This window comes from Streptomyces sp. CRCS-T-1 (assembly GCF_024442335.1).
In the GTDB taxonomy this organism is placed as follows: Bacteria; Actinomycetota; Actinomycetes; order Streptomycetales; family Streptomycetaceae; genus Streptomyces; species Streptomyces koelreuteriae.
The window spans coordinates 6,859,884-6,882,153 of sequence record NZ_CP101651.1; the positions used below are offsets into that span (position 1 = coordinate 6,859,884).

Here is a 22,270-nt window from a genome sequence, read left to right on the forward strand (position 1 = left end):
GCGGTCACAGCGTGGAGCGCAGCCACTGCTCCACGCTCGCGATGTGCACGGTCGCCCACGAGCGCGCCGCCTCGGCGTCCCGGTCGCGCAGGGCGGCGAGGATCGCCCGGTGCTCGCGCAGGGTGCGGCCCACGGCGTCCTCCTGGGTGAGGCCCCGCCAGATCCGGGCCCGGGTGGTGGGGCCGGACAGCCCGTCGAGCAGCGAGCACAGCACGGAGTTGCCCGAGCTGTGCACGATGCCCCGGTGGAACTCCAGGTCGCAGGCGACGAGATCCTCCACGGACGGGGCGTCGCCGAGCTTGTCGAGCTGGGCCGTGAGCGCGTCCAGCTGCTGCTCGCTGATCCGCAGCGCGGCCATGGCCGTCGCGGCCGGCTCCAGGATGCGGCGTACGGCGAGGAACTCCAGGACCGTGTCGTCGCGGTGGAAGTCCACGACGAAGCTCATGGCCTCCAGCAGGAGTTGCGGATCGAGGCTCGTCACATAGGTGCCGTCGCCCTGGCGGACGTCCAGGATCCGGATGAGCGACAGCGCGCGGACGGCCTCCCGCAGGGAGTTGCGGGACAGGCCGAGGTCGGCGGCGAGTTCGCTCTCCTTGGGCAGCCGGTCGCCCGGGCGCAGCGCCCCGGAGACGATCATTCCCTTGATCTTCTCGATCGCCTCGTCGGTGACTGCCATGGTCGGCCTCCTGTCGCCTAAGACCTCCGACGTATCACGTCATTATGCGGCCACGGACACAAGGAAGGGGCGGCTCCGTCGGCGGGGAGCCGCCCCTTCGTGCACGAGGCCCGTATCGCGCCTACTTCTTGTCGAGCAGGTCCTGGACCTTGGCGCGGACGTCGTCCGTGGCCAGGCCCCGGATCGTCAGCGTCGTCCGGCGGCGCAGCACGTCGTCCTGCGTCTCGGCCCACTCGTGGTCCCGGGCCCAGGCGACCTGCGCCCAGATCTCCGGGGCGTCCGGGTGCACGCGCTCGGCGAGCTCCGGGTTGTCGTTGGCCAGGCGGGCGATGTCGAACGCCAGCGAGCCGTAGTGCGTGGCCAGGTGCTTGGCGGTGTCGGCTCCCATGCGGGGGCCGGGCGCCGGGCGGTCGGTGAGCAGCCGGTGGGCGACCGCGCGCGGGTTGGCGATGCCGGGCAGCGGCAGCTTCTTCGGCAGCGAGCTGATCGGCTCGAAGTCGTCGCCCAGGGGGTGGCCCGGCAGCGACTCCAGCTTCTGCATGATCGTCCGGCCGATGTGCCGGAAGGTGGTCCACTTGCCGCCCGCGACGGACAGCATGCCGCCCCGGCCCTCGGTGACGACCGTCTCCCGCTTGGCCTTGGAGGTGTCGCCGGGGCCGCCCGGCAGCACCCGCAGGCCCGCGAAGGAGTAGGTGATGAGGTCGCGGCTGAGCTGCTGGTCGCGGACGGAGAAGGCGGCCTCGTCGAGGATCTGGGATATGTCCTTCTCGGTGACCGAGACATCCGCCGGGTCGCCCTCGAACTCCTCGTCGGTGGTGCCGAGGAGCAGCATGTCCTCCCAGGGGAGGGCGAACGTGATGCGGTACTTGTCGATCGGGGTGGCGAGCGCGGCCTTCCAGGGGGAGGTGCGCTTCAGGACCAGGTGCGCGCCCTTCGACAGCCGGATGGACGGCGCGGCGTTCGCGTCCTCCATCTTGCGCAGGTGGTCGACCCACGGGCCGGTCGCGTTCAGGACCAGCCGGGCGCTGACGCCGAACTCGTCGCCCGAGAGGCGGTCCTTCAGCTCGGCGCCCGTGACACGGCCCTTGGTGAAGCGCAGGCCCGTCACCTCGGCGTGGTTGAGGACGACCGCGCCCGCCTCCACGGCGCCGCGGACCGTCATCAGCGCCATGCGCGCGTCGTTCATCTGGTCGTCGCCGTACACGGCCACGGCCTTGAGGTTCTCGGTGCGCAGCTCCGGGACGTCCTGCGCGGCCTTGGCCGGCGAGAGCAGGTGTCCGACGCCGTCACCGAAGGCGGAGAGCGCGGAGTAGGCGAAGACGCCCGCCCCGAGCTTCGCCGCGCCGTGCGGCCCGCCCTTGTACACGGGGAGGTAGAAGGTGAGCGGGTTCGCCAGGTGGGGGGCCACCTGGCGGGAGACCGCACGGCGCTCGAAGTGGTTCTCCGCCACCAGCTTCACCGCGCCGGTCTGCAGGTAGCGCAGACCGCCGTGGAGCAGCTTGGAGGAGGCGGAGGATGTCGCGCCGGCGAAGTCGCCGGCGTCGACCAGAGCCACCCTGAGGCCGGACTGCGCGGCGTGCCAGGCGGTGGAGATGCCCAGGATGCCGCCGCCGATCACGAGAAGGTCGTACGACGCCTTGGCGAGCTGCTCCCTGGTCTCGGCTCGGCTCGGGTTCGAGCCGGAGGCCGGGTGCGTCCCCAGGGCAGGCACGGACTGCAGGGTGGACTGAGTGGTCATGCTGTTTCTTACTCCTCGTCCTCGAGCCAGCCCATGGTCCGCTCGACGGCCTTGAGCCAGCTCTTGTACTCACGGTCGCGGATTTCCGCGTCCATGCGGGGGGTCCACTCGGCGGCCCGGCGCCAGTTGGCGCGCAGGTCGTCGGTGCTGTTCCAGAAGCCGACGGCGAGGCCGGCGGCGTAGGCGGCGCCGAGGCAGGTGGTCTCGGCGACCATCGGGCGCACCACGGGGGCGTCCAGGAAGTCCGAGAGCGTCTGCATCAGCAGGTTGTTGCTGGTCATACCGCCGTCGACCTTGAGGGCGGTCAGCTCGACGCCGGAGTCCTTCGTCATGGCGTCGGCGATCTCCCGCGTCTGCCAGGCGGTGGCCTCCAGGACGGCGCGCGCGAGGTGCGCCTTGGTGACGTACCGGGTGAGGCCGGCGATCACACCGCGGGCGTCGGAGCGCCAGTACGGGGCGAACAGGCCGGAGAAGGCCGGCACGAAGTAGGCGCCGCCGTTGTCCTCGACCGACAGGGCGAGGGTCTCGATCTCGGCGGCGGTGGAGATCAGGCCCATCTGGTCGCGCATCCACTGCACCAGCGAGCCGGTGACGGCGATCGAGCCCTCCAGGGCGTAGACCGTCTTCTGGTCGCCGATCTTGTAGCCGACGGTGGTCAGCAGGCCGCTGTACGAGTTGATGATCTTGTCACCGGTGTTCATCACCATGAAGGTGCCGGTGCCGTACGTCGACTTGGTCTCGCCCTCGGCGAAACAGGTCTGGCCGAACAGGGCAGCCTGCTGGTCGCCGAGCGCGGAGGCGACCGGGATGCCGCCGAGCAGGTCGCCCAGCGTGCCGCCGGTGATCTCGCCGTAGACCTCGGCGGAGGAGCGGATCTCGGGCAGGACCTGCTTCGGGACGCCGATGGACTCGCAGATCTTCTCGTCCCACTGCATGGTGTGCAGGTTCATGAGCATCGTGCGGGAGGCGTTGGTGACGTCCGTGACGTGCTTGCCGCCGTTGACACCGCCGGTCAGGTTCCAGATGACCCAGGTGTCCATGGTGCCGAAGAGGATGTCGCCCGCCTCGGCGCGCTCCTGGAGGCCGTCGACGTTCTCGATCAGCCAGCGGGCCTTGGGGCCGGCGAAGTAGGAGGCGAGGGGCAGGCCCGTCTCGCGGCGGAAGCGGTCCTGGCCGACATTGCGGCCGAGCTCGCGACAGAGGGCGTCGGTGCGGGTGTCCTGCCAGACGATGGCGTTGTGGACGGGCTCACCGGTGTTCTTGTCCCACAGCACGGTCGTCTCGCGCTGGTTGGTGATGCCGATGGCCTTGATGTCGTCGCGGGTGATGCCGGCCTTGGCGATGGCCCCGGCGACGACCTCCTGGACGTTCGTCCAGATCTCGGTGGCGTTGTGCTCGACCCAGCCCGGCTTCGGGAAGATCTGCTCGTGCTCCTTCTGGTCGACGGAGACGATCCGGCCGTCGCGGTCGAAGACGATGCAGCGGGAGGAGGTCGTGCCCTGGTCGATGGCGGCGATGAAGGGGCCGGCGGTGTGCGCGTCGGTCACTGTGTGCTCCTGGAGGTTTCCGTGTTTATGGGGCTTTACGTACGGCGCGTGCCGAGAGTTTCGCGAGAGCGCGAGGATCTCTAGGCGAACGCGACGTTGTAGATGCCTGCCGCGAGGGCGCCGCCGATCAGCGGACCCACCACGGGGACCCAGGCGTAGCCCCAGTCGGAGCCGCCCTTGTTGGGCAGCGGCAGCAGGGCGTGCACGATACGCGGACCGAGGTCACGGGCCGGGTTGATCGCGTACCCCGTCGGGCCGCCGAGGGACAGACCGATGGAGACCACCACGAGCGCGGTGATCAGGGCACCCAGGGTGCCCAGGCCGTTGCCCTTGTCGTTCAGGCCCTGGGTGAGCACGGCGAGCACCAGCACGATGGTGCCGATGATCTCCGTGGCCAGGTTCTGCCAGGCGACCCGGACCTCGGGCCCGGTGGAGAAGACGCCCAGCACGGGGCCGGCGCCCTTCTCCTGCGCCTCGACGGCCTTGGCGGTCGTGGCCTGCGCGCCCGGACCGCCGACGATCTCGCGGTCGGTGAGGTGGGCGTGGAACTGACCGTAGTAGGCGATCCAGACCAGACCCGCGCCGATCATGGCGCCGAGCACCTGTCCGGCCCAGTAGACCGGGACGTTCTTCCAGTCGCCGTCCTTGATGGCGATGGCCAGCGTCACAGCCGGGTTCAGATGGGCGCCGGAGAGCGGCGCCGTGGTGTAGACCGCCGTGAGCACCGCGAAGCCCCACCCGAAGGTGATGGCGAGCCAGCCGGCGTTGCGGGCCTTGGAAGCCTTCAGTGTGACGGCGGCGCAGACTCCGCCGCCGAGGAGGATGAGTATGGCGGTACCGATGGTCTCGCCGATGAAGATGTCGGAGCTGGACACCCGCGACTCCTTTGTCCTTCGTCCAGGGGGGAAGTTCGATACCGGCCTGGCGTTGTCCCACTCTAGCGCGTATTGCCGGTAGCTGTTCGACAATGTCGACCGATGGACGGGAGTCTTGCTTCGGGGTTACGAGCACGTCAAGGGCTCTGTAGTCGAAAACACGATCGTTACTGATCGCTGCCCGTCCCATGGGTGTCCGACGCCCGCAGGCGCGGACATGCCGAGGACCGGAACGCCGTACGGCGCCCCGGTCCCGCTGTGAGCTCTCAGAACCGCCCGGCGCCCAGGTCCCGCGACACCGCGCGGGCACAGTCCCGGACGGCCGCGATCAGCTCCGGCCGCACCGCGCCCTCCTCGTCGGACCGGCACAGCCGCTCCACGGCGCCGGTGATGCCGACCGCGCCGACGGGCATGCGCCGTCTGTCGTGGATGGGTGCGGCGAGGGAGGCGACGCCCTCCCAGGTCTCCTCGACGTCCGCCGCGTAGCCACGCGCGCGCGTGAGGTCGAGGATGTGCTCGAAGTCCTCCGGCTCGCACACGGTCCGGTCGGTGAACGCCTTGCGGTCGTTCTCCAGGGCCTCGCTGTGCGCCACCGGGTCGTAGGCGGACAGCACCTTGCCCAGGGCCGTGGAGTGCAGCGGCTGCATGGCCCCGATCTCCAGGACCTGCCGGCTGTCGTCGGGCCGGAAGACGTGGTGCACGATCAGCACGCCCTGCTGGTGCAGGACGCCCAGATAGACGCTCTCGCCGCTGGAACGGGCCAGGTCGTCGGCCCACACCAGGGCGCGCGCCCGCAGCTCGTGCACATCGAGGTAGGTGGTGCCCAGGCGCAGCAGCTCCGCGCCGAGCTGATAGCGCCCGGAAGCGTCGTCCTGCTCCACGAAGCCCTCCTGCTGGAGGGTGCGCAGGATGCCGTGGGCGGTGCCTTTGGCCAGGCCCAGCGACGAGGCGATGTCCGACAGGCCGAGCCGTCGCTCGCCGCCCCCGAGCAGCCGCAGCATCGCGGCCGCCCGTTCGAGCGACTGGATGTTCCGTGCCATCGCCGTACTGCCTCCGTCCCCTTCGACCGCCGACAAGCGGCGCCGCAGCCCTTGTTCGGCAATGTCGAACACTACCGGTCGTTGCCGACCTCTCGCTAATGGCGGGACGCCATTTGTTGCGTCACAGGCGGTTCAGGTCCGGGTTCATCGGACGCCCGACGGCCGCCCCGGCGCCATCGGCGTCCGCCCCGTGGACGCGCTGCCCATCCAAGCCGACTCCCGGTTACGCTGGCGCGGTGCGCCCTTCCCCGGATGCCCTCCGGATGTCCGGGAAGCCGCAAAGCCGACAGCCGTCGCATCCGAGGGAGCCCTTTACATGGCCTCGTTGCCGCTGACCCCTTCCGCAGACAGCCGGACCCGTGTGGCCGCGCTCAGAGAGGCCCTGGCCACCCGTGTGGTGGTGGCCGACGGAGCCATGGGCACCATGCTCCAGGCTCAGGACCCCACACTCGAGGACTTCGAGAATCTCGAGGGCTGCAACGAGATCCTGAACCTGACCCGGCCGGACATCGTCCGTTCCGTCCACGACGCGTACTTCGCGGTGGGCGTGGACTGCGTCGAGACCAACACCTTCGGCGCCAACCACACGGCCGCGGCCGAGTACGAGATCTCCGACCGCGTGCACGAGCTGTCCAAGTCGGGCGCCCGCATCGCCCGCGAGGTGGCCGACGAGTACACCGCGAAGGACGGCCGGCCCCGCTGGGTGCTCGGCTCCGTCGGCCCCGGCACCAAGCTGCCCACCCTCGGCCACGTCGCGTACGCCACCATCCGCGACGGCTACCAGGCCAACGCCGAGGGCATGCTCGCAGGCGGCGCCGACGCGCTGCTCGTGGAGACCACGCAGGATCTGCTCCAGACGAAGGCGTCCATCCTGGGCGCCCGCCGGGCCATGGAGGCCACCGGCTTCGACGTGCCCCTGCTGTGCTCGATGGCCTTCGAGACCACCGGCACCATGCTGCTCGGCTCCGAGATCGGCGCGGCGCTGACCGCGCTGGAGCCCCTCGGCATCGACATGATCGGCCTGAACTGCTCCACCGGCCCCGCCGAGATGAGCGAGCACCTGCGGTATCTGACGCGCCACTCGCGCATCCCGCTGCTGTGCATGCCGAACGCCGGCCTGCCGATCCTGACCAAGGACGGCGCCCACTTCCCGCTCGACGCCGAGGGCCTGGCCGACGCCCAGCAGACCTTCGTCCAGGACTACGGCCTGTCCCTGGTCGGCGGCTGCTGCGGCACCACCCCCGAGCACCTGCGCCAGCTGGTCGAGCGCGTCCGGGACGTCGCCCCGGGCGAGCGCAGCCCGCAGCCCGAGCCCGGCGCCGCCTCCCTCTACCAGAGCGTGCCGTTCCGGCAGGACACCTCCTACCTGGCCATCGGCGAGCGCACCAACGCCAACGGCTCGAAGAAGTTCCGCGAGGCCATGCTGGAGGCCCGCTGGGACGACTGCGTGGAGATCGCCCGGGAGCAGATCCGCGAGGGCGCGCACATGCTCGACCTGTGCGTGGACTACGTCGGCCGGGACGGCGCCGCCGACATGGAGGAGCTGGCCGGCCGCTTCGCCACCGCCTCCACCCTGCCGATCGTGCTGGACTCCACCGAGATCGACGTCATCCAGGCCGGCCTGGAGAAGCTCGGCGGCCGCGCGGTGATCAACTCGGTGAACTACGAGGACGGCGACGGCCCCGAGTCCCGCTTCGCCAAGGTCACCCAGCTCGCCAAGGAGCACGGGGCCGCCCTCATCGCGCTGACCATCGACGAGGAGGGCCAGGCCCGCACCGCCGAGAACAAGGTCGAGATCGCCGAACGGCTCATCGACGACCTGACCGGGAACTGGGGCATCCACGAGGAGGACATCCTCGTCGACTGTCTGACCTTCACCATCTGCACCGGCCAGGAGGAGTCCCGCAAGGACGGCATCGCCACCATCGAGGGCATCCGCGAGCTGAAGCGGCGCCACCCGAAGGTGCAGACCACCCTCGGCCTGTCCAACATCTCCTTCGGCCTCAATCCGGCCGCCCGCATCCTGCTCAACTCCGTCTTCCTCGACGAGTGCGTCAAGGCGGGCCTGGACTCGGCGATCGTGCACGCGTCGAAGATCCTCCCGATCGCCCGCTTCAGCGAGGAGGAGGTCCGGACGGCCCTGGACCTGATCTACGACCGCCGCGCCGAGGGCTACGACCCGCTCCAGAAGCTCATGCAGCTCTTCGAGGGCGCCACCGCCAAGTCCCTCAAGGCCGGCAAGGCCGAGGAACTGGCCGCCCTGCCGCTGGACGAGCGCCTGAAGCGGCGCATCATCGACGGCGAGCGCAACGGCCTGGAGGCCGACCTCGACGACGCCCTCCAGGAGCGCTCCGCCCTCGACATCGTCAACGCGACCCTGCTGGACGGCATGAAGGTCGTCGGCGAGCTGTTCGGCTCCGGCCAGATGCAGCTGCCGTTCGTCCTGCAGTCCGCCGAGGTGATGAAGACGGCCGTCGCCCACCTCGAACCGCACATGGAGAAGACCGACGAGGACGGCAAGGGCACCATCGTCCTGGCCACCGTCCGCGGCGATGTGCACGACATCGGCAAGAACCTCGTCGACATCATCCTGTCCAACAACGGCTACAACGTCGTCAACCTCGGCATCAAGCAGCCGGTCTCCGCGATCCTGGACGCCGCCGAGGAGCACCGGGCCGATGTCATCGGCATGTCCGGGCTCCTGGTCAAGTCCACCGTGATCATGAAGGAGAACCTGGAGGAGCTGAACCAGCGCGGACTGGCGGCGAACTTCCCGGTCATCCTCGGCGGCGCCGCCCTCACCCGGGCCTACGTCGAGCAGGACCTGCACGAGATCTACGAGGGCGAGGTCCGCTACGCCCGAGACGCCTTCGAGGGCCTGCGCCTGATGGACGCCCTGATCGGCGTGAAGCGGGGCGTGCCGGGAGCGAAGCTGCCCGAGCTGAAGCAGCGCCGCGTCCGGGCGACCGCCCAGGCCGTGGTCGAGGAGCGCCCCGAGGAGGGGCACGTCCGCTCCGACGTCGCCACCGACAACCCCGTCCCCGAGCCGCCCTTCCAGGGCACGCGCGTGATCAAGGGCATCCAGCTCAAGGAGTACGCGAGCTGGCTCGACGAGGGCGCCCTGTTCAAGGGCCAGTGGGGCCTGAAGCAGGTCCGCAGCGGCGAGGGCCCGTCGTACGAGGAACTCGTCGAGAGCGAGGGCCGGCCCCGGCTGCGCGGCCTGCTGGACAAGCTCCAGACGGAGAACCTGCTGGAGGCGGCCGTCGTCTACGGCTACTTCCCGTGCGTCTCCAAGGACGACGACCTGATCCTCCTGGACGAGCGGGGCAACGAGCGCACCCGCTTCACCTTCCCGCGCCAGCGCCGGGGCCGCCGACTGTGCCTGGCCGACTACTTCCGCCCGGAGGAGTCCGGCGAGACGGACGTCGTGGGCCTCCAGATCGTCACCGTCGGCTCGCGCATCGGCGAGGAGACCGCCCGGATGTTCGAGGCCAACGCCTACCGCGACTACCTCGAACTGCACGGGCTGTCCGTGCAGTTGGCCGAGGCGCTCGCCGAGTACTGGCACGCGCGCGTGCGTTCCGAACTCGGCTACGCCGCCGAGGACCCGGACGAGATGCAGGGCATGTTCGAGCTGAAGTACCGGGGCGCCCGCTTCTCCCTCGGCTACGGCGCCTGCCCCAACCTGGAGGACCGCGCCAAGATCGCCGACCTGCTCCAGCCGGAGCGCATCGGCGTCCACCTGTCCGAGGAGTTCCAGCTGCACCCCGAGCAGTCCACGGACGCCATCGTGATCCACCACCCGGAGGCGAAGTACTTCAACGCCCGCTGAGCCGTCGCGCTGAACCGCCCCACTGAGCCGCCCCACCGGGCACTCGGGCCAAAAGAGGCGCTTCTTCCGCGCACGACGTAGACTGGTCGGTCCACCGCAGGCCGGTTCCCCCCGTGGGAGCCGGCCTGAACGTCCCTCAAGGAGGTACGTGGATGACCAGTACGGTCCCCGCGCTCGGAACCCGCACGGCCGAGGGCTCCGCCCTGCAGGCGGTGCTCCTCGACATGGACGGCACCCTGGTGGACACCGAGGGCTTCTGGTGGGACGTCGAGGCCGAGGTCTTCGCCTCCCTCGGCCACACCCTCGACGATTCCTGGCGCCATGTCGTGGTCGGCGGTCCCATGACCCGCAGCGCGGGATTCCTGATCGAGGCCACCGGCGCCGACATCACCCTCGACGAACTCACCGTGCTGCTCAACAACGGCTTCGAGGACCGCATCGACCGCGCCCTGCCGCTGATGCCGGGCGCCGGCCGGCTGCTGGCAGAGCTGTACGAGTACGAGATCCCGACGGCCCTGGTCTCCGCCTCGCACCGGCGCATCATCGACCGGGTGCTGACCTCGCTGGGCGCGCACCACTTCGGGCTGACGGTGGCCGGTGACGAGGTGCCGCGCACCAAGCCCCACCCCGACCCGTACCTGGCGGCCGCCGCCGGACTCGGCGCGGACCCGGCCCGGTGCGCCGTCATCGAGGACACCGCGACCGGGGTCGCCGCCGCCGAGGCCGCGGGCTGCCGGGTCGTGGCGGTGCCCTCCGTGGCCCCCATCGCCCCGGCCCTCCGGCGTACGGTCGTGACCTCCCTCGAAGAGGTCGACCTGACATTTCTGCATGGGCTGATGACGGAAATGCGCTAGCCGTTCACCCAGCGTGCAGTGCGGTTAAGTCAGTAATTCCGCAGCTGAATTCGACCCTCTCCGGATGATCTCCCGGTGATCTCCGGTCCATCCGGGGGCGGTCGAATTACCGTCTCCGGAACCTGTTTGCGATGTGACGTTCCCCACCCATTCGGGGGTCGACAGCGGACCCCGCGTGTGCAGTGGGGGGCTGTTGACGTGCCCTTGTGTCCCGATTGGTGGAACGCTGCACCAAAGCTTCCGCCATCGGGTTTTCGGTGTGTCCACGCCCGGTTCCGCAGCGTGATGAGGGCTCAACTCCGGTCGCTGCGAACCTTCCTGCCGGCCCCGACTAATCTCGTTGCGAGAACCACGCCCCACCCCCGTGATCCGCTGCGCCACCCCTGCATGCCGGATACACGGAGTCGACAGCTCTGGAGAAACTCGAGCATGAACCGCAAGACTTTGGTGCTGCCGGCCGTGATCGGCCTGCTCGCGCCGGTGCTCACCGCTTGCGGCGGGTCCGACAGCGGGAGCGACGGCGGCGACGCGATCGTCGTCGGCACCACGGACCGGTTCACCGCCTCGAAGGACGCCCCCGCCCCCCTCGACCCGGCGTACGCCTACGACGTCGGCACCTGGAACATCCTGCGCCAGACCGTGCAGACCCTGATGATCCAGCCGCGCGGCGAGGGCGACCCGGTGCCGGAGGCGGCGCAGAAGTGCGGCTTCACCGACAACGGCAACGAGCGCTACGCCTGCACCCTGCGCGACGGCCTGAAGTTCGCGGACGGCGACCCCGTCACCGCGTCCGACGTGAAGTACTCCATCGACCGCGCCCGCTCCCTCAAGGCCGACAGCGGCGTGTTCGCGCTGCTGTCCACCATCGACACCGTCGAGACGCAGGGCGAACGCGACGTCATCTTCCATCTGAAGACCGCCGACGCCACCTTCCCGTACAAGCTCTCGACCCCGGTCGCCGGCATCGTCGACCCCGACGACTACCCGAAGAACAAGCTGCGCGACGGCTTCGACCTCGAAGGCTCCGGCCCGTACACCCTCAAGGCCGACGTCGAGAACGACGAGCTGGTCAGGGCCGAGTTCACCCGGAACCCCGACTACAAGGGGAACCTGAAGGTGAACAACGACAAGATCGACATGGTCTCCTTCAAGGACGCCGACGCCATGGGCGAGGCGCTCGACAAGGGCGACATCGACCTGATGACCCGCACCATGTCGCCGGAGCAGATCCGCAAGCTCTCGGGCGACGCCGACACCGGCGTCGACCTCGTCGAGATGCCCGGCCTGGAGATCCGCTACCTGGGCTTCAACACCGACGCCCCGGCCGTCGAGTCCAAGGCCGTACGCCAGGCGATGGCGCAGGTCGTCAACCGCAGCGAGCTGGTCTCCAAGGTCTACGGCTCCCAGGCCGAGCCGCTGTACTCGCTGGTCCCGGCCAGCGTCACGGGCCACTCGAACTCGTTCTTCAACAAGTACGGCGACGCGAACGTCACCAAGGCGCGCTCCCTGCTGAATCAGGCGAACATCACCACCCCGGTGAAGCTGACCCTGCACTACACGACCGACCACTACGGCCCGGCCACCAAGAAGGAGTTCGAGGTCCTGCGCGACCAGCTGAACTCCAGCGGCCTGTTCGACGTAGGTATCAAGGGAACGCCGTGGGACACCTTCCGCCCGGCCGAGAAGAAGGGTGAGTACGACGTCTACGGCATGGGCTGGTTCCCCGACTTCCCGGACGCGGACAACTTCCTCGCGCCGTTCCTCGACAGGGACAACACGCTTGGCTCGCCCTACGACAACAGCCAGATCCGAAGCACCCTGATCCCGGAGTCCCGCCGCGAGGCGGACCGGTTGTCCGCCTCCTCCAGCCTGACGGACATTCAGGACATCGTCGCCTCCGACGTGCCGGTGCTGCCGCTGTGGCAGGGCAAGCAGTACGTCGCCGCGCGCGACGACATCACGGGTACCGCGTACGCGCTCAACTCCGCGTCGACGCTCCAGTTGTGGGAGCTCGGCCGGGGCGTGAGCGGCTGACGTACCCGCTGGAACCCGGGGCCTGTGACCGCGGGCCCCCGGGGAGCCGTGCCCCGGAGCCAGAGACATGCTCCGGGCGTTCTCGAGAACCGACGACAAGGCGCACACGTGAACATACGCAACCAGTGGCCGGTCCTGCCGATCGTGGCGGGACTCGCCTCCGGCCTGCTGACCGGCTGCGGCACGGAGAGCGGGGACTCCGCGGGGGAGGGCTCCAACGTGGTGGTGGGGATGTCCGACGACGTCCTGGCCACCGACCCGGCCTCCGGCTACGACCCCGGCTCCTGGCTGTTGTTCAACAACGTCTTCCAGTCGCTGCTCAGCTTCCCCAAGGGCGCCACGGAACCGCAGCCGGAGGCCGCCGAGAGCTGCTCCTTCACCGACACGCAGACCTCGGTCTACCGGTGCACGCTGAAGGACGGCCTCAAGTTCAGCAACGGCGACGCCCTCACCTCGGAGGACGTCAAGTTCTCCTTCGAGCGGATGCTGAAGATCAACGACCCCGACGGGCCCGCGATCATGTTCCCGACGCTGGACGAGGTGGAGACCCCGGACGAGACGACGGTCGTCTTCCACCTCAACACGTCCGACGCCACCTTCCCCAGCAAGATCGCCTCCGGCGCCGGCTCCATCGTCAACCACGACGAGTACGACGCGGGCAAGCTGCGCGAGGACGGCAAGGCCGTCGGCTCCGGCCCTTACAAGCTCGACTCGATCGACGACGGTCAGGCCGTCTTCTCCGTCAACGAGAACTACAAGGGCACCGCCAAGGTGAGCAACACCGGCGTGACCCTGAAGTTCTTCGACGGCGACCAGACCGCCCTGAAGCAGGCCATCCAGAAGGAAGAGGTCGACATCGCCTACCGCGGCCTCACCGCGGGCGACATCGCCGACATGGAGAAGGCCGACGACGGCACCGGCACCGAGGTCGTCGAGGGCAGCAGCGCCGAGGTCCAGCACCTGGTCTTCAACATGAACGACCCGGTCGCCGGAAAGATCGGCGTACGCAAGGCCATCGCCCACCTGCTCGACCGCGAAGCCCTCATCAAGGACGTCTACCAGGGCACCGCGACCCCGCTGTACTCGATCATCCCGGCCGGTGTCGCCGGCCACAACACGGCCTTCTTCGACACCTACGGAGCCCGCCCCTCCCGGTCCAAGGCGGCCGCCGCCCTGCGCTCCGACGGCGTCAACGGCAAGGTCAAGCTGACCCTCTGGTCGACCCCGTCCCGCTACGGCCCCGCCACCGACCAGGAGTTGACGGCCATCGCCGGCCAGCTCAACGCCAGCGGCCTGTTCGACGCGGACGTCAAGTCGGTCTCCTTCGCCCAGTACGAGAAGGACATCGCGGCCGGCAAGTACGGCGTCTACGTCAAGGGCTGGGTGCCCGACTACCCGGACGCCGACAACTTCACGGCCCCCTTCTTCGGCAAGGGCAATGTGCTGGGCAACAACTACGAGAACGACACCATCACCGGCACGCTCATCCCGAGCACCGCGGCCCTGACCAACCGCGCCTCCACCGACAAGGAGTTCGGGGAGCTGCAGGACATCGTCGCCGACGAACTCCCCGTCCTGCCGGTGTGGCAGGCCAAGCAGTACGCGGTCGCGCGCGAAGGCGTCTACGGACTGGAGTACTGCCTCGACGCGTCCACCGTGTTCCGCTTCTGGGAGCTGAGCAAGGACTCCTGACGCACCCGTGAGACAAGAGGGCGCCCCCTGCCGAGGCAGGGGGCGCCCTCTTTTTGTCGGTAGCGGGGCGGCCTACTGCGCGCCGGGGCGCACCAGCCCGCTCTCGTATGCGTACACCGCCGCCTGCACCCGGTCGCGCAGACCCAGCTTGGTCAGCACGTGCCCGACGTGCGTCTTGACGGTGGTCTCGCTGACGAAGAGGTCGGCGGCGATCTCGGCGTTGGACAGCCCGCGCGCCACCAGCTTCAGTACCTCGACCTCGCGGTCGGTGAGTGTGTGCAGCGTGTCCGGCACCGGCTCGTCGCCGGAGGGCAGATGCGTGGCGTACTTGTCGAGCAGCCGGCGCGTGATGCTCGGCGCGAGCATCGCCTCGCCCGCGGCCACGACCCGGATCGCCTGCACCAGCTCGTTGGCCGGGGCGTCCTTCAGCAGGAAGCCGCTGGCACCGGCGCGCAGCGCCTCCACCACGTACTCGTCGAGGTCGAAGGTGGTCAGCACCAGCACCTTCGCCGGGCCGTCCCGCTCGGGGCCCGTGATCTGCCGGGTCGCCTCCACACCGTCCATCCGCGGCATGCGGATGTCCATCAGGACCACGTCGGGCTGCAGGGCCCGCACCTGGTCGAGCGCCTGGAGGCCGTCTCCGGCCTCGCCGACGACCGCGAGGTCCTGCTCGGCCTCCAGAATCATCCGGAAGCCCGTGCGGAGCAGCGGCTGGTCGTCGACCAGTAGGACACGGATGGCCACGTAAGTCTCCTTAGCTAGTCCGGCCCCATTCTGCCCTGCGCGGGCCCGCCGGACTCCGCCGCCCTCACCGGCAGCGGGTAGGGCGGGGGAGTGCCGCCGAACTCCGGGCAGTGGGCCTGGTGGTCGCACCAGCCGCACAGCTTCGTGGGGCGCGGCCGCCAGTCGCCCGTCTCCGTCGCCAGCCGGATCGCCTCCCACAGTGCCAGCAGCTTGCGCTCTACCCGCTCCAGGTCGGCGAGGACCGGGTCGTACGTCAGCACCTGGCCGTTGCCCAGATACACCAGCTGGAGCCGCCGCGGCACCACGTTCTTCAGCCGCCAGACCACGAGGGCGTAGAACTTCATCTGGAACAGGGCGCCCTCGGAGTACTCGGGCCTCGGTGCCTTCCCCGTCTTGTAGTCGACGATCCGGACCTCGCCCGTGGGGGCCACGTCGACCCGGTCGATGATCCCGCGCAGCCGCAGTCCGGACTCCAGCTCGGTCTCGACGAACAGCTCCCGCTCGGCGGGCTCCAGCCGGCTGGGGTCCTCCAGGGAGAACCAGCGCTCGACGAGCTGCTCCGCCTCGCCCAGCCAGCGCGCCAGCCGCTCGCCCTGCGGATCGTCGGCGAACAGCTCCACGACCTCCGGCCGCGACTCGCGCAGCCGGTCCCACTGGCCCGGGATCAGCGACTTCGCCCGGGGCGCCGTGCGCTCGGCCGCCGGGGCGTCGAAGAGCCGCTCCAGGACCGCGTGCACCAGAGTGCCCCGGGTCGCCGCCTCGCTGGGCTTCTCCGGCAGCCGGTCGATGACCCGGAAGCGGTAGAGCAGCGGGCACTGCATGAAGTCGCTCGCACGCGAGGGGGACAGCGTCGAGGGGGCTATGGCGACGGGCGCGGCCGCGGCCACGGCCGCCGTCTCCACCCCCGCCTCGATGACGGCCTCCACGGACCCGGCCGGGACCGGCGGATCCACCGCCGGGGCAGGGCTGCTGTCGGGCTGCGCGGCGCCCTCGGTGCTCGTCTCCATGCCCCAGACCATACGGGCCGCCACTGACAGTGACCCAGTCGCGGGCGGTCCGTGTGCGACGCCGGGAGCCGGGAAGGGACGTGAGGGACGGGAAACACAGGGGTGCCGGGGCGGAAGGCACCTCGACGGACGCATACCATCGACTCGAGACCCTCCCGGCCGGCAGGCGCGGGAGACGCTTCGAACGAGGGGACACCGGTGGACGAGAGCGGCGGGCGCGGGCAGCCGCGGTCCGGCAACGACGAGCCGGCCGAGGGCCACGCGGGGGCTCCGGCCCCGGTCACCGACCCGACCGCCGCCGACGAACAGCCCACGGACGGAGGGCGTTTCACCCCCGAGCGGCACGAGGACACCCCGGCGGCAGGCCCTGAGGGGCCCGAGGACGACACCGCCCCGGACCAGAACTCCGGCGCGGCCGAGGCAGAGCGTCCCTCGTCGCGGAAGCCCGGCCCGGAAGACGACTCCGCGACCGGCCGGAACGCCGGTGCGTTCCCCACCCCGGACCGGGACTCCGGCGGCGCGGCCGAGGGAGACCGCCCCTCCTTGCGCAAGCCCGGCCCGGCAGGTGACTCCGCGACCGGCCCGAACGCCGGTGGGGCCCCCGCCCCTGACCCGAACAGCCGTACCGAACCCGCAGCGCCCGGCACCGGTGAGCGCCCCCTCGCCCACTCCGCCGACGGCAAGGGGCCCGCGCCCCAGCGGCCTCCGGAGCCCCGGGGCGGGCTGCTCATGGGACGGCCCTTCGGGGTGCCCGTGTACGTCGCGCCGAGCTGGTTCCTCGTCGCCGCGCTGATCACCTGGGTGTTCGGCGGGCAGCTGGAGCGCGTCCTGCCCGAGCTCGGCGCCGCCCGCTACCTGGTCTCCCTCTTCTTCGCGGTCGCCTTCTACGCCTCCGTGCTCGTCCACGAACTGGCCCACACCGTCGCCGCCCTCCGCTTCAAGCTCCCGGTCCGCCGCATCCAGCTCCAGTTCTTCGGCGGCGTCTCCGAGATCGAGAAGGAGGCCGAGACCCCCGGCCGCGAGTTCGTGCTCGCCTTCGTCGGGCCCCTGCTCTCCCTCCTGCTCGCGGGCGTCTTCTACCTCGCCATGCAGACCGTGGACCCCGGCACCGTTCCGGGCGTCCTGCTGGCCGGCCTGATGATCTCCAACCTCATCGTGGCCGCGTTCAACCTCCTGCCCGGCCTGCCCCTCGACGGCGGCCGCATGCTCCGCGCCGTCGTCTGGAAGATCAGCGGCAAGCCGATGGCCGGCACCGTCGCCGCCGCCTGGGTCGGCCGCGCCCTCGCCGTCTGCGTCCTCATCGGCCTGCCGCTGCTGACCCAGTCCGGCGCCCTCGGCTCCGACGCCGTCGACAACGTCGGCATGGACACCGTCCTTGACGCCCTGCTCGCCGCCATCCTCGCCGCGATCATCTGGACCGGCGCCGGCAACAGCCTGCGCATGGCCCGGCTGCGCGAGCACCTCCCCGAGCTGCGCGCCCGCGCGCTCACCCGCCGCGCGGTCCCCGTCGAGACCCACACCCCGCTCTCGGAGGCCCTGCGCCGCGCCAACAGTGCCGGAGCCCGCGCCCTGGTCGTCGTCGACGCCGACGGCAAGCCCCTCTCGCTGGTCCGCGAGGCCGCCATCGTCGGCGTACCCGAGCACCGCCGCCCCTGGGTCGCGGTCAGCGGCCTCGCCCAGGACCTCACCGACGGCATGCGCGTCTCCGCGGAACTGTCGGGGGAGGAACTCCTCGACGCCCTCAGGGCGACGCCCGCCACCGAGTACCTCGTCGTCGAGGAGACCGGCGAGATCTACGGAGTCCTGTCGGCGGCCGACGTGGAGCGGGCCTTCGTGAAGGCCATGGCCAGGCCCAGCTGAAGTGGTCGGCGCCCCCTCCGGGGACCGGTAGGCTGTTCACATGTCCGAACCGACCGGTGCCGCCCGCAGGCGCGGGCCCTTCAAGGTCGGGGACCAGGTTCAGCTGACCGACCCCAAGGGCCGCCACTACACGTTCACGCTCGAGGCCGGGAAGAACTTCCACACCCACAAGGGTTCCTTCCCCCACGACGAACTGATCGGCGCTCCCGAGGGCAGCGTTGTCCGCACCACCGGGAACGTCGCCTACCTCGCGCTGCGCCCCCTGCTCCCCGACTACGTCCTGTCCATGCCCCGCGGGGCAGCCGTCGTCTACCCGAAGGACGCGGGGCAGATCCTCGCCTTCGCCGACATCTTCCCCGGCGCCCGCGTCGTCGAGGCCGGCGTGGGTTCCGGCTCGCTCAGCAGCTTCCTGCTGCGCGCCATCGGCGACCAGGGCATGCTGCACAGCTACGAGCGCCGCGCCGACTTCGCCGAGATCGCCCAGGCGAACGTCGAGCGCTACTTCGGCGGCCCGCACCCCGCCTGGCAGCTCACCGTCGGTGACCTCCAGGACAACCTGTCCGACGCCGACGTGGACCGCGTCATCCTCGACATGCTCGCCCCCTGGGAGTGCCTGGAGGCCGTCTCCAAGGCGCTCGTCCCCGGCGGCATCCTCTGCTGCTACGTGGCGACCACCACCCAGCTCGCCCGGACCGTCGAGTCCATCCGCGAGATCGGCTGCTTCAACGAGCCGAGCGCCTGGGAGTCGATGATCCGCAACTGGCACATCGAGGGCCTGGCCGTCCGCCCGGACCACCGGATGATCGGCCACACCGGCTTCCTGCTCACCGCCCGCCGCCTCGCCGACGGCGTCGAGCCGCCCATGCGCCGCCGCCGCCCCGCCAAGGGCGCCTACGGCGAGGACTACGCCGGACCCAACGCCGACGGCGGCTCCGGCCGCTGAGGCGACCCGCCGCCGCACCCAACGCACAGGCGCCGTGGCGGAGTTCCCGAATCCACTTCGGGAACTCCGCCACGGCGCCCTTCTGTTGTCTCATCCGCTGTGCCCGGTGGCAGTCGCGGGTGAACCACGGCGTTTATCGGTTGACCTGACAGAACACGACCGCGGCCCGCCCCACCGGCGCGATGCGCGGCGGCAGCGGCCCGCGCTCCAGCGGGTCCGCTGACAGAGCGGCAGGAACCGTAACTCTTCTGACTTCCCCGGCACAGGACGGCCATACCCCGCCGTTCCCACGTGGTGTGACGTGTGGCACCATCTTGGCCATCCCCCCTTGGCCACCATCCCACCGGCACAGCCCTCAGGAGACACTCCTAGTGCAGCCTTCCGCCGTCCCGGAGCTCGCCCACACCCACACCCGCCCCATCCACTGGCTCGCCACCGCCACGGCTGTCGCCGGCGTCATGGCCCTCTCCTCGTTCCTCCAGCCGGGTGCGGCGACAGCGGCCCAGGCGGCGGGCCCCGAGACGAGAAGCGCTCCGGCGGCCCTCGCGCCGCCCGATCCGGCCGCGGTGACGTTCCCGATCGAGTGCGGCCCGGTGAAGGCCGTGGTGAAGAAGCGGGCTTCCGGAGACCTCGACGGCGACGGCTCCCCCGAGACGGTGGCCGTGGTCCACTGCGACTCCCCGATGGGCACCCCGCCGGACGGCGTCTACGTCCTCACCCGGGACGGCGACGGCGGCAAGCCGCGCGTGGTGGCGACCCTGCTCGACCCCAAGGACGGCAACACCGTCAGTGACTTCGCCGTACGTCAGGGCGCCGTCACGGCCACGCTCTTCGGCTACTCGTCGGCCGATGTGCCGCGTTGCTGCCCCGACGTGAAGAGCGACGTGAAATGGCGTTGGCAGAACGGCGCGTTCGTCCGCTCGACTCCGTCGGGCGCCCACAGCGTGTGAGGCGAGTGCGCCGGCGTGTGTGAGATATCAGACAGCCGTGACGGAGTGTGCGGAAAGAGTCACTCCGCGTCCGGTCCGTAGACCTCGGCCCTGTCCGAAACTCGACGTACGTGGATGCACTCGCCCGGACACTCCTTCGCGGAGTCGACCACGTCCGTGAGAAGCGGCAGCGGTACGGGCGTTGTGGCGCCCTTGTCCTGGAGCAGCTCGTCGTCGGCGCTCTTCACATAGGCCAGACCGTCGATGTCCAGCTCGAACACCTCGGGCGCGTACTGGGCGCAGATGCCGTCGCCGGTACACAGGTCCTGGTCGATCCAGACCTCCAGCGCCTCGCCGTCGACCCCGGCCTCCTGCTGCACGCTCATGTCTCCTGCCGTTTCATGCGTCGAGCCGTATCGGGAATCCGGCCAGCTCTGACGGGTGTTGAACGCTTCGACCCTACCTCCGGCTGGGTTCCATTCATGTTCGGTGGGTATTCCCCTGGCGTGAGGGAGAGCGCAAGGGTGAAGATCGGACACACCCCGACCGTCTTTGTGATCTAGGGGTTTCAATCGACACCCGCCCAGGTAGGGTCTGGAAGCGTCCAGCTCCCCTTGGAGGAGGTGAGGACCGTGGCAGCCCACGACGACGACATGAACCGCGGCATCCGCCCGGGACGCGGGTCCGACGACCCGGCCGGGCAGATCGCCTACCTTGAGCAGGAGATCGCCGTCCTGCGGCGCAAGCTCGCCGACTCTCCGCGGCACACGAGGATTCTCGAAGAGCGGATCGTCGAGCTGCAGACCAATCTGGCCGGCGTGTCCGCGCAGAACGAGCGGCTCGCCAACACGCTCCGTGAGGCCCGTGACCAGATTGTGGCCCTCAAGGAGGAGGTCGACCGGCTCGCGCAGCCGCCGGCCGGCTTCGGGGTCTTTCTGCAGGCGAACGAGGACGGCACCGCCGACATCTTCACGGGCGGCCGCAAGCTCAGGGTGAACGTCAGCCCCAGCGTCGAGCTCGACGAGCTCCGGCGCGGCCAGGAATTGATGCTCAACGAAGCGCTCAACGTGGTCGAGGCCATGGAGTACGAGAGCGTCGGAGACATCGTCACTCTCAAGGAGATCCTCGAGGACGGCGAGCGGGCCCTGGTGCTCGGGCACACCGACGAGGAGCGGGTGGTGCGGCTCGCCGAGCCGCTGCTGGACGTCACCATCCGTCCCGGCGACGCCCTCCTGCTCGAACCCCGCTCCGGCTACGTCTACGAGGTCGTGCCCAAGAGCGAGGTCGAGGAGCTCGTCCTCGAAGAGGTCCCCGACATCGGCTACGAGCAGATCGGCGGTCTCGGCGGCCAGATCGAGGCCATCCGCGACGCGGTCGAGCTCCCGTATCTCTACCCCGACCTGTTCAAGGAGCACGAACTGCGGCCGCCGAAGGGCGTCCTGCTGTACGGGCCCCCCGGCTGTGGCAAGACCCTGATCGCCAAGGCCGTGGCCAACTCGCTGGCCAAGAAGGTCGCCGAGGTGACCGGCCAGGCCGCGGGCAAGAGCTTCTTCCTCAACATCAAGGGCCCCGAGCTCCTGAACAAGTACGTCGGTGAGACGGAGCGGCAGATCCGCCTCGTCTTCCAGCGGGCCCGTGAGAAGGCCAGCGAGGGCACCCCTGTCATCGTCTTCTTCGACGAGATGGAGTCGCTCTTCCGCACCCGTGGCTCCGGTGTCAGCTCGGACGTGGAGAACACCATCGTCCCGCAGCTCCTCGCCGAGATCGACGGTGTGGAGGGCCTGCAGAACGTGGTCGTGATCGGCGCCTCCAACCGTGAGGACATGATCGACCCCGCCATCCTGCGGCCCGGCCGGCTCGACGTGAAGATCAAGATCGAGCGTCCGGACGCCGAGGCGGCCAAGGACATCTTCGGCAAGTACCTCACCGAGCGCCTCCCGCTGCACGGCGACGACGTCGCCGAGCACAGCGGCTCCAAGGCCTCCACGGTCCAGAGCATGATCCAGACGGCCGTCGAACAGATGTACGCCGAGTCCGAGGAGAACCGCTTCCTGGAGGTCACCTACGCCAATGGTGACAAGGAAGTCCTCTACTTCAAGGACTTCAACTCCGGCGCCATGATCGAGAACATCGTGGGCCGTGCCAAGAAGTCGGCGATCAAGGACTTCCTCGAGAAGAACCAGAAGGGTCTGCGCGTCTCCCACCTCCTCCAGGCCTGCGTGGACGAGTTCAAGGAGAACGAGGACCTGCCCAACACCACCAACCCGGACGACTGGGCCCGGATCTCCGGAAAGAAGGGCGAGCGGATCGTGTACATCCGTACGCTCATCACCGGAAAGCAGGGCGCGGACACCGGACGCTCCATCGACACGGTGGCGAACACCGGTCAGTACCTGTAAAAGGCAGGGCGGCTGCGGGTGCCCTCGGCGGGTACCCGCAGCCGACTGTTTTTCAGGCCACGGCTGGAGCAACGCAATGACGCAAATGATCTCCCCACCA

General features: G+C 69.9%; 16 protein-coding genes. 8 read left to right on the plus strand and 8 right to left on the minus strand.

The window, feature by feature from the left end; genetic code table 11:
* Positions 1 to 4 precede the first annotated feature (4 nt).
* The 5 genes from NNW99_RS31090 to NNW99_RS31110 form a co-directional block, all read right to left on the minus strand.
* Positions 5 to 676, minus strand: coding sequence for a FadR/GntR family transcriptional regulator (locus tag NNW99_RS31090; protein WP_189726593.1), 672 nt, complete (start codon positions 674 to 676; stop codon positions 5 to 7).
* Between the two features lie 121 nt (positions 677 to 797).
* Entirely contained in the window at positions 798 to 2,414 is a 1,617-nt protein-coding gene (locus NNW99_RS31095; protein WP_215122484.1) for a glycerol-3-phosphate dehydrogenase/oxidase, read from the minus strand.
* An 8-nt stretch (positions 2,415 to 2,422) separates the two neighbouring features.
* Positions 2,423 to 3,961 carry a glycerol kinase GlpK gene (gene glpK / locus NNW99_RS31100; RefSeq protein ID WP_215122485.1) on the minus strand — a complete coding sequence of 513 codons (1,539 nt, stop codon included), beginning with the start codon at positions 3,959 to 3,961 and terminating at the stop codon, positions 2,423 to 2,425.
* 80 nt (positions 3,962 to 4,041) lie between these two features.
* Positions 4,042 to 4,836 carry an MIP/aquaporin family protein gene (locus tag NNW99_RS31105; protein WP_215122486.1) on the minus strand — a complete coding sequence of 265 codons (795 nt, stop codon included), beginning with the start codon at positions 4,834 to 4,836 and terminating at the stop codon, positions 4,042 to 4,044.
* Between the two features lie 266 nt (positions 4,837 to 5,102).
* Positions 5,103 to 5,876, minus strand: a complete 774-nt coding sequence (locus tag NNW99_RS31110; protein WP_215122487.1) for an IclR family transcriptional regulator — start codon at positions 5,874 to 5,876, stop codon at positions 5,103 to 5,105.
* Between the two features lie 316 nt (positions 5,877 to 6,192).
* On the opposite strand from NNW99_RS31110, the gene metH reads away from it, so the two are divergent.
* From metH to NNW99_RS31130, 4 genes are all read left to right on the plus strand, one after another.
* On the plus strand, positions 6,193 to 9,708 hold the full coding sequence (gene metH, locus NNW99_RS31115) for a methionine synthase (RefSeq protein WP_215122488.1): 3,516 nt from the start codon (positions 6,193 to 6,195) through the stop codon (positions 9,706 to 9,708).
* Positions 9,709 to 9,860: 152 nt separating this feature from the next.
* Positions 9,861 to 10,562: an HAD family phosphatase gene (locus NNW99_RS31120; RefSeq protein WP_215122489.1), complete on the plus strand. Its 702-nt coding sequence runs from the start codon at positions 9,861 to 9,863 to the stop codon at positions 10,560 to 10,562.
* 429 nt (positions 10,563 to 10,991) lie between these two features.
* A complete protein-coding gene (locus NNW99_RS31125) occupies positions 10,992 to 12,596 on the plus strand; it encodes an ABC transporter substrate-binding protein (protein WP_215122490.1) in 1,605 nt (534 codons plus the stop codon).
* 108 nt (positions 12,597 to 12,704) lie between these two features.
* Positions 12,705 to 14,288: an ABC transporter substrate-binding protein gene (locus NNW99_RS31130; RefSeq protein WP_215122491.1), complete on the plus strand. Its 1,584-nt coding sequence runs from the start codon at positions 12,705 to 12,707 to the stop codon at positions 14,286 to 14,288.
* A 72-nt stretch (positions 14,289 to 14,360) separates the two neighbouring features.
* On the opposite strand, the gene NNW99_RS31135 is transcribed toward NNW99_RS31130, so the two are convergent.
* Both NNW99_RS31135 and NNW99_RS31140 read right to left on the minus strand, forming a co-directional pair.
* Positions 14,361 to 15,032 (minus strand): response regulator transcription factor, encoded by a 672-nt coding sequence (locus NNW99_RS31135; protein ID WP_161226472.1) that lies wholly within the window; start codon positions 15,030 to 15,032, stop codon positions 14,361 to 14,363.
* Positions 15,033 to 15,046: 14 nt separating this feature from the next.
* Positions 15,047 to 16,039, minus strand: a complete 993-nt coding sequence (locus tag NNW99_RS31140) for a RecB family exonuclease (protein WP_215122492.1) — start codon at positions 16,037 to 16,039, stop codon at positions 15,047 to 15,049.
* Positions 16,040 to 16,237: 198 nt separating this feature from the next.
* On the opposite strand from NNW99_RS31140, the gene NNW99_RS31145 reads away from it, so the two are divergent.
* The 3 genes from NNW99_RS31145 to NNW99_RS31155 all read left to right on the plus strand — a co-directional run bounded on the left by NNW99_RS31145 (position 16,238) and on the right by NNW99_RS31155 (position 19,792).
* Complete coding sequence (locus tag NNW99_RS31145; protein ID WP_215122493.1) at positions 16,238 to 17,899, plus strand: site-2 protease family protein; 1,662 nt, start codon at positions 16,238 to 16,240, stop codon at positions 17,897 to 17,899.
* 40 nt (positions 17,900 to 17,939) lie between these two features.
* Entirely contained in the window at positions 17,940 to 18,842 is a 903-nt protein-coding gene (locus tag NNW99_RS31150) for a tRNA (adenine-N1)-methyltransferase (protein WP_033311897.1), read from the plus strand.
* Between the two features lie 371 nt (positions 18,843 to 19,213).
* Positions 19,214 to 19,792, plus strand: a complete 579-nt coding sequence (locus tag NNW99_RS31155) for a hypothetical protein (RefSeq protein ID WP_215122494.1) — start codon at positions 19,214 to 19,216, stop codon at positions 19,790 to 19,792.
* A gap of 59 nt (positions 19,793 to 19,851) precedes the next feature.
* Here NNW99_RS31155 and NNW99_RS31160 read toward each other — a convergent pair whose 3' ends face one another.
* The gene (locus NNW99_RS31160; RefSeq protein WP_215122495.1) at positions 19,852 to 20,157 is read right to left on the minus strand and encodes a ferredoxin; all 306 of its coding nucleotides are present in this window, start codon (positions 20,155 to 20,157) and stop codon (positions 19,852 to 19,854) included.
* Positions 20,158 to 20,403: 246 nt separating this feature from the next.
* Between NNW99_RS31160 and arc the strand changes: the two genes are divergently transcribed.
* Positions 20,404 to 22,170: a proteasome ATPase gene (gene arc / locus NNW99_RS31165; protein WP_215122496.1), complete on the plus strand. Its 1,767-nt coding sequence runs from the start codon at positions 20,404 to 20,406 to the stop codon at positions 22,168 to 22,170.
* Positions 22,171 to 22,270 lie beyond the last annotated feature (100 nt).

Coding starts and splice junctions, on each gene's coding strand:
- NNW99_RS31090 (WP_189726593.1), bottom strand. CDS start 676: ATGGCAGTCACCGACGAGGCGATCGAGAAGATCAAGGGAATGATCGTC.
- NNW99_RS31095 (WP_215122484.1), bottom strand. CDS start 2,414: ATGACCACTCAGTCCACCCTGCAGTCCGTGCCTGCCCTGGGGACGCAC.
- NNW99_RS31110 (WP_215122487.1), bottom strand. CDS start 5,876: ATGGCACGGAACATCCAGTCGCTCGAACGGGCGGCCGCGATGCTGCGG.
- metH (WP_215122488.1), top strand. CDS start 6,193: ATGGCCTCGTTGCCGCTGACCCCTTCCGCAGACAGCCGGACCCGTGTG.
- NNW99_RS31120 (WP_215122489.1), top strand. CDS start 9,861: ATGACCAGTACGGTCCCCGCGCTCGGAACCCGCACGGCCGAGGGCTCC.
- NNW99_RS31125 (WP_215122490.1), top strand. CDS start 10,992: ATGAACCGCAAGACTTTGGTGCTGCCGGCCGTGATCGGCCTGCTCGCG.
- NNW99_RS31140 (WP_215122492.1), bottom strand. CDS start 16,039: ATGGAGACGAGCACCGAGGGCGCCGCGCAGCCCGACAGCAGCCCTGCC.
- NNW99_RS31150 (WP_033311897.1), top strand. CDS start 17,940: ATGTCCGAACCGACCGGTGCCGCCCGCAGGCGCGGGCCCTTCAAGGTC.
- NNW99_RS31160 (WP_215122495.1), bottom strand. CDS start 20,157: ATGAGCGTGCAGCAGGAGGCCGGGGTCGACGGCGAGGCGCTGGAGGTC.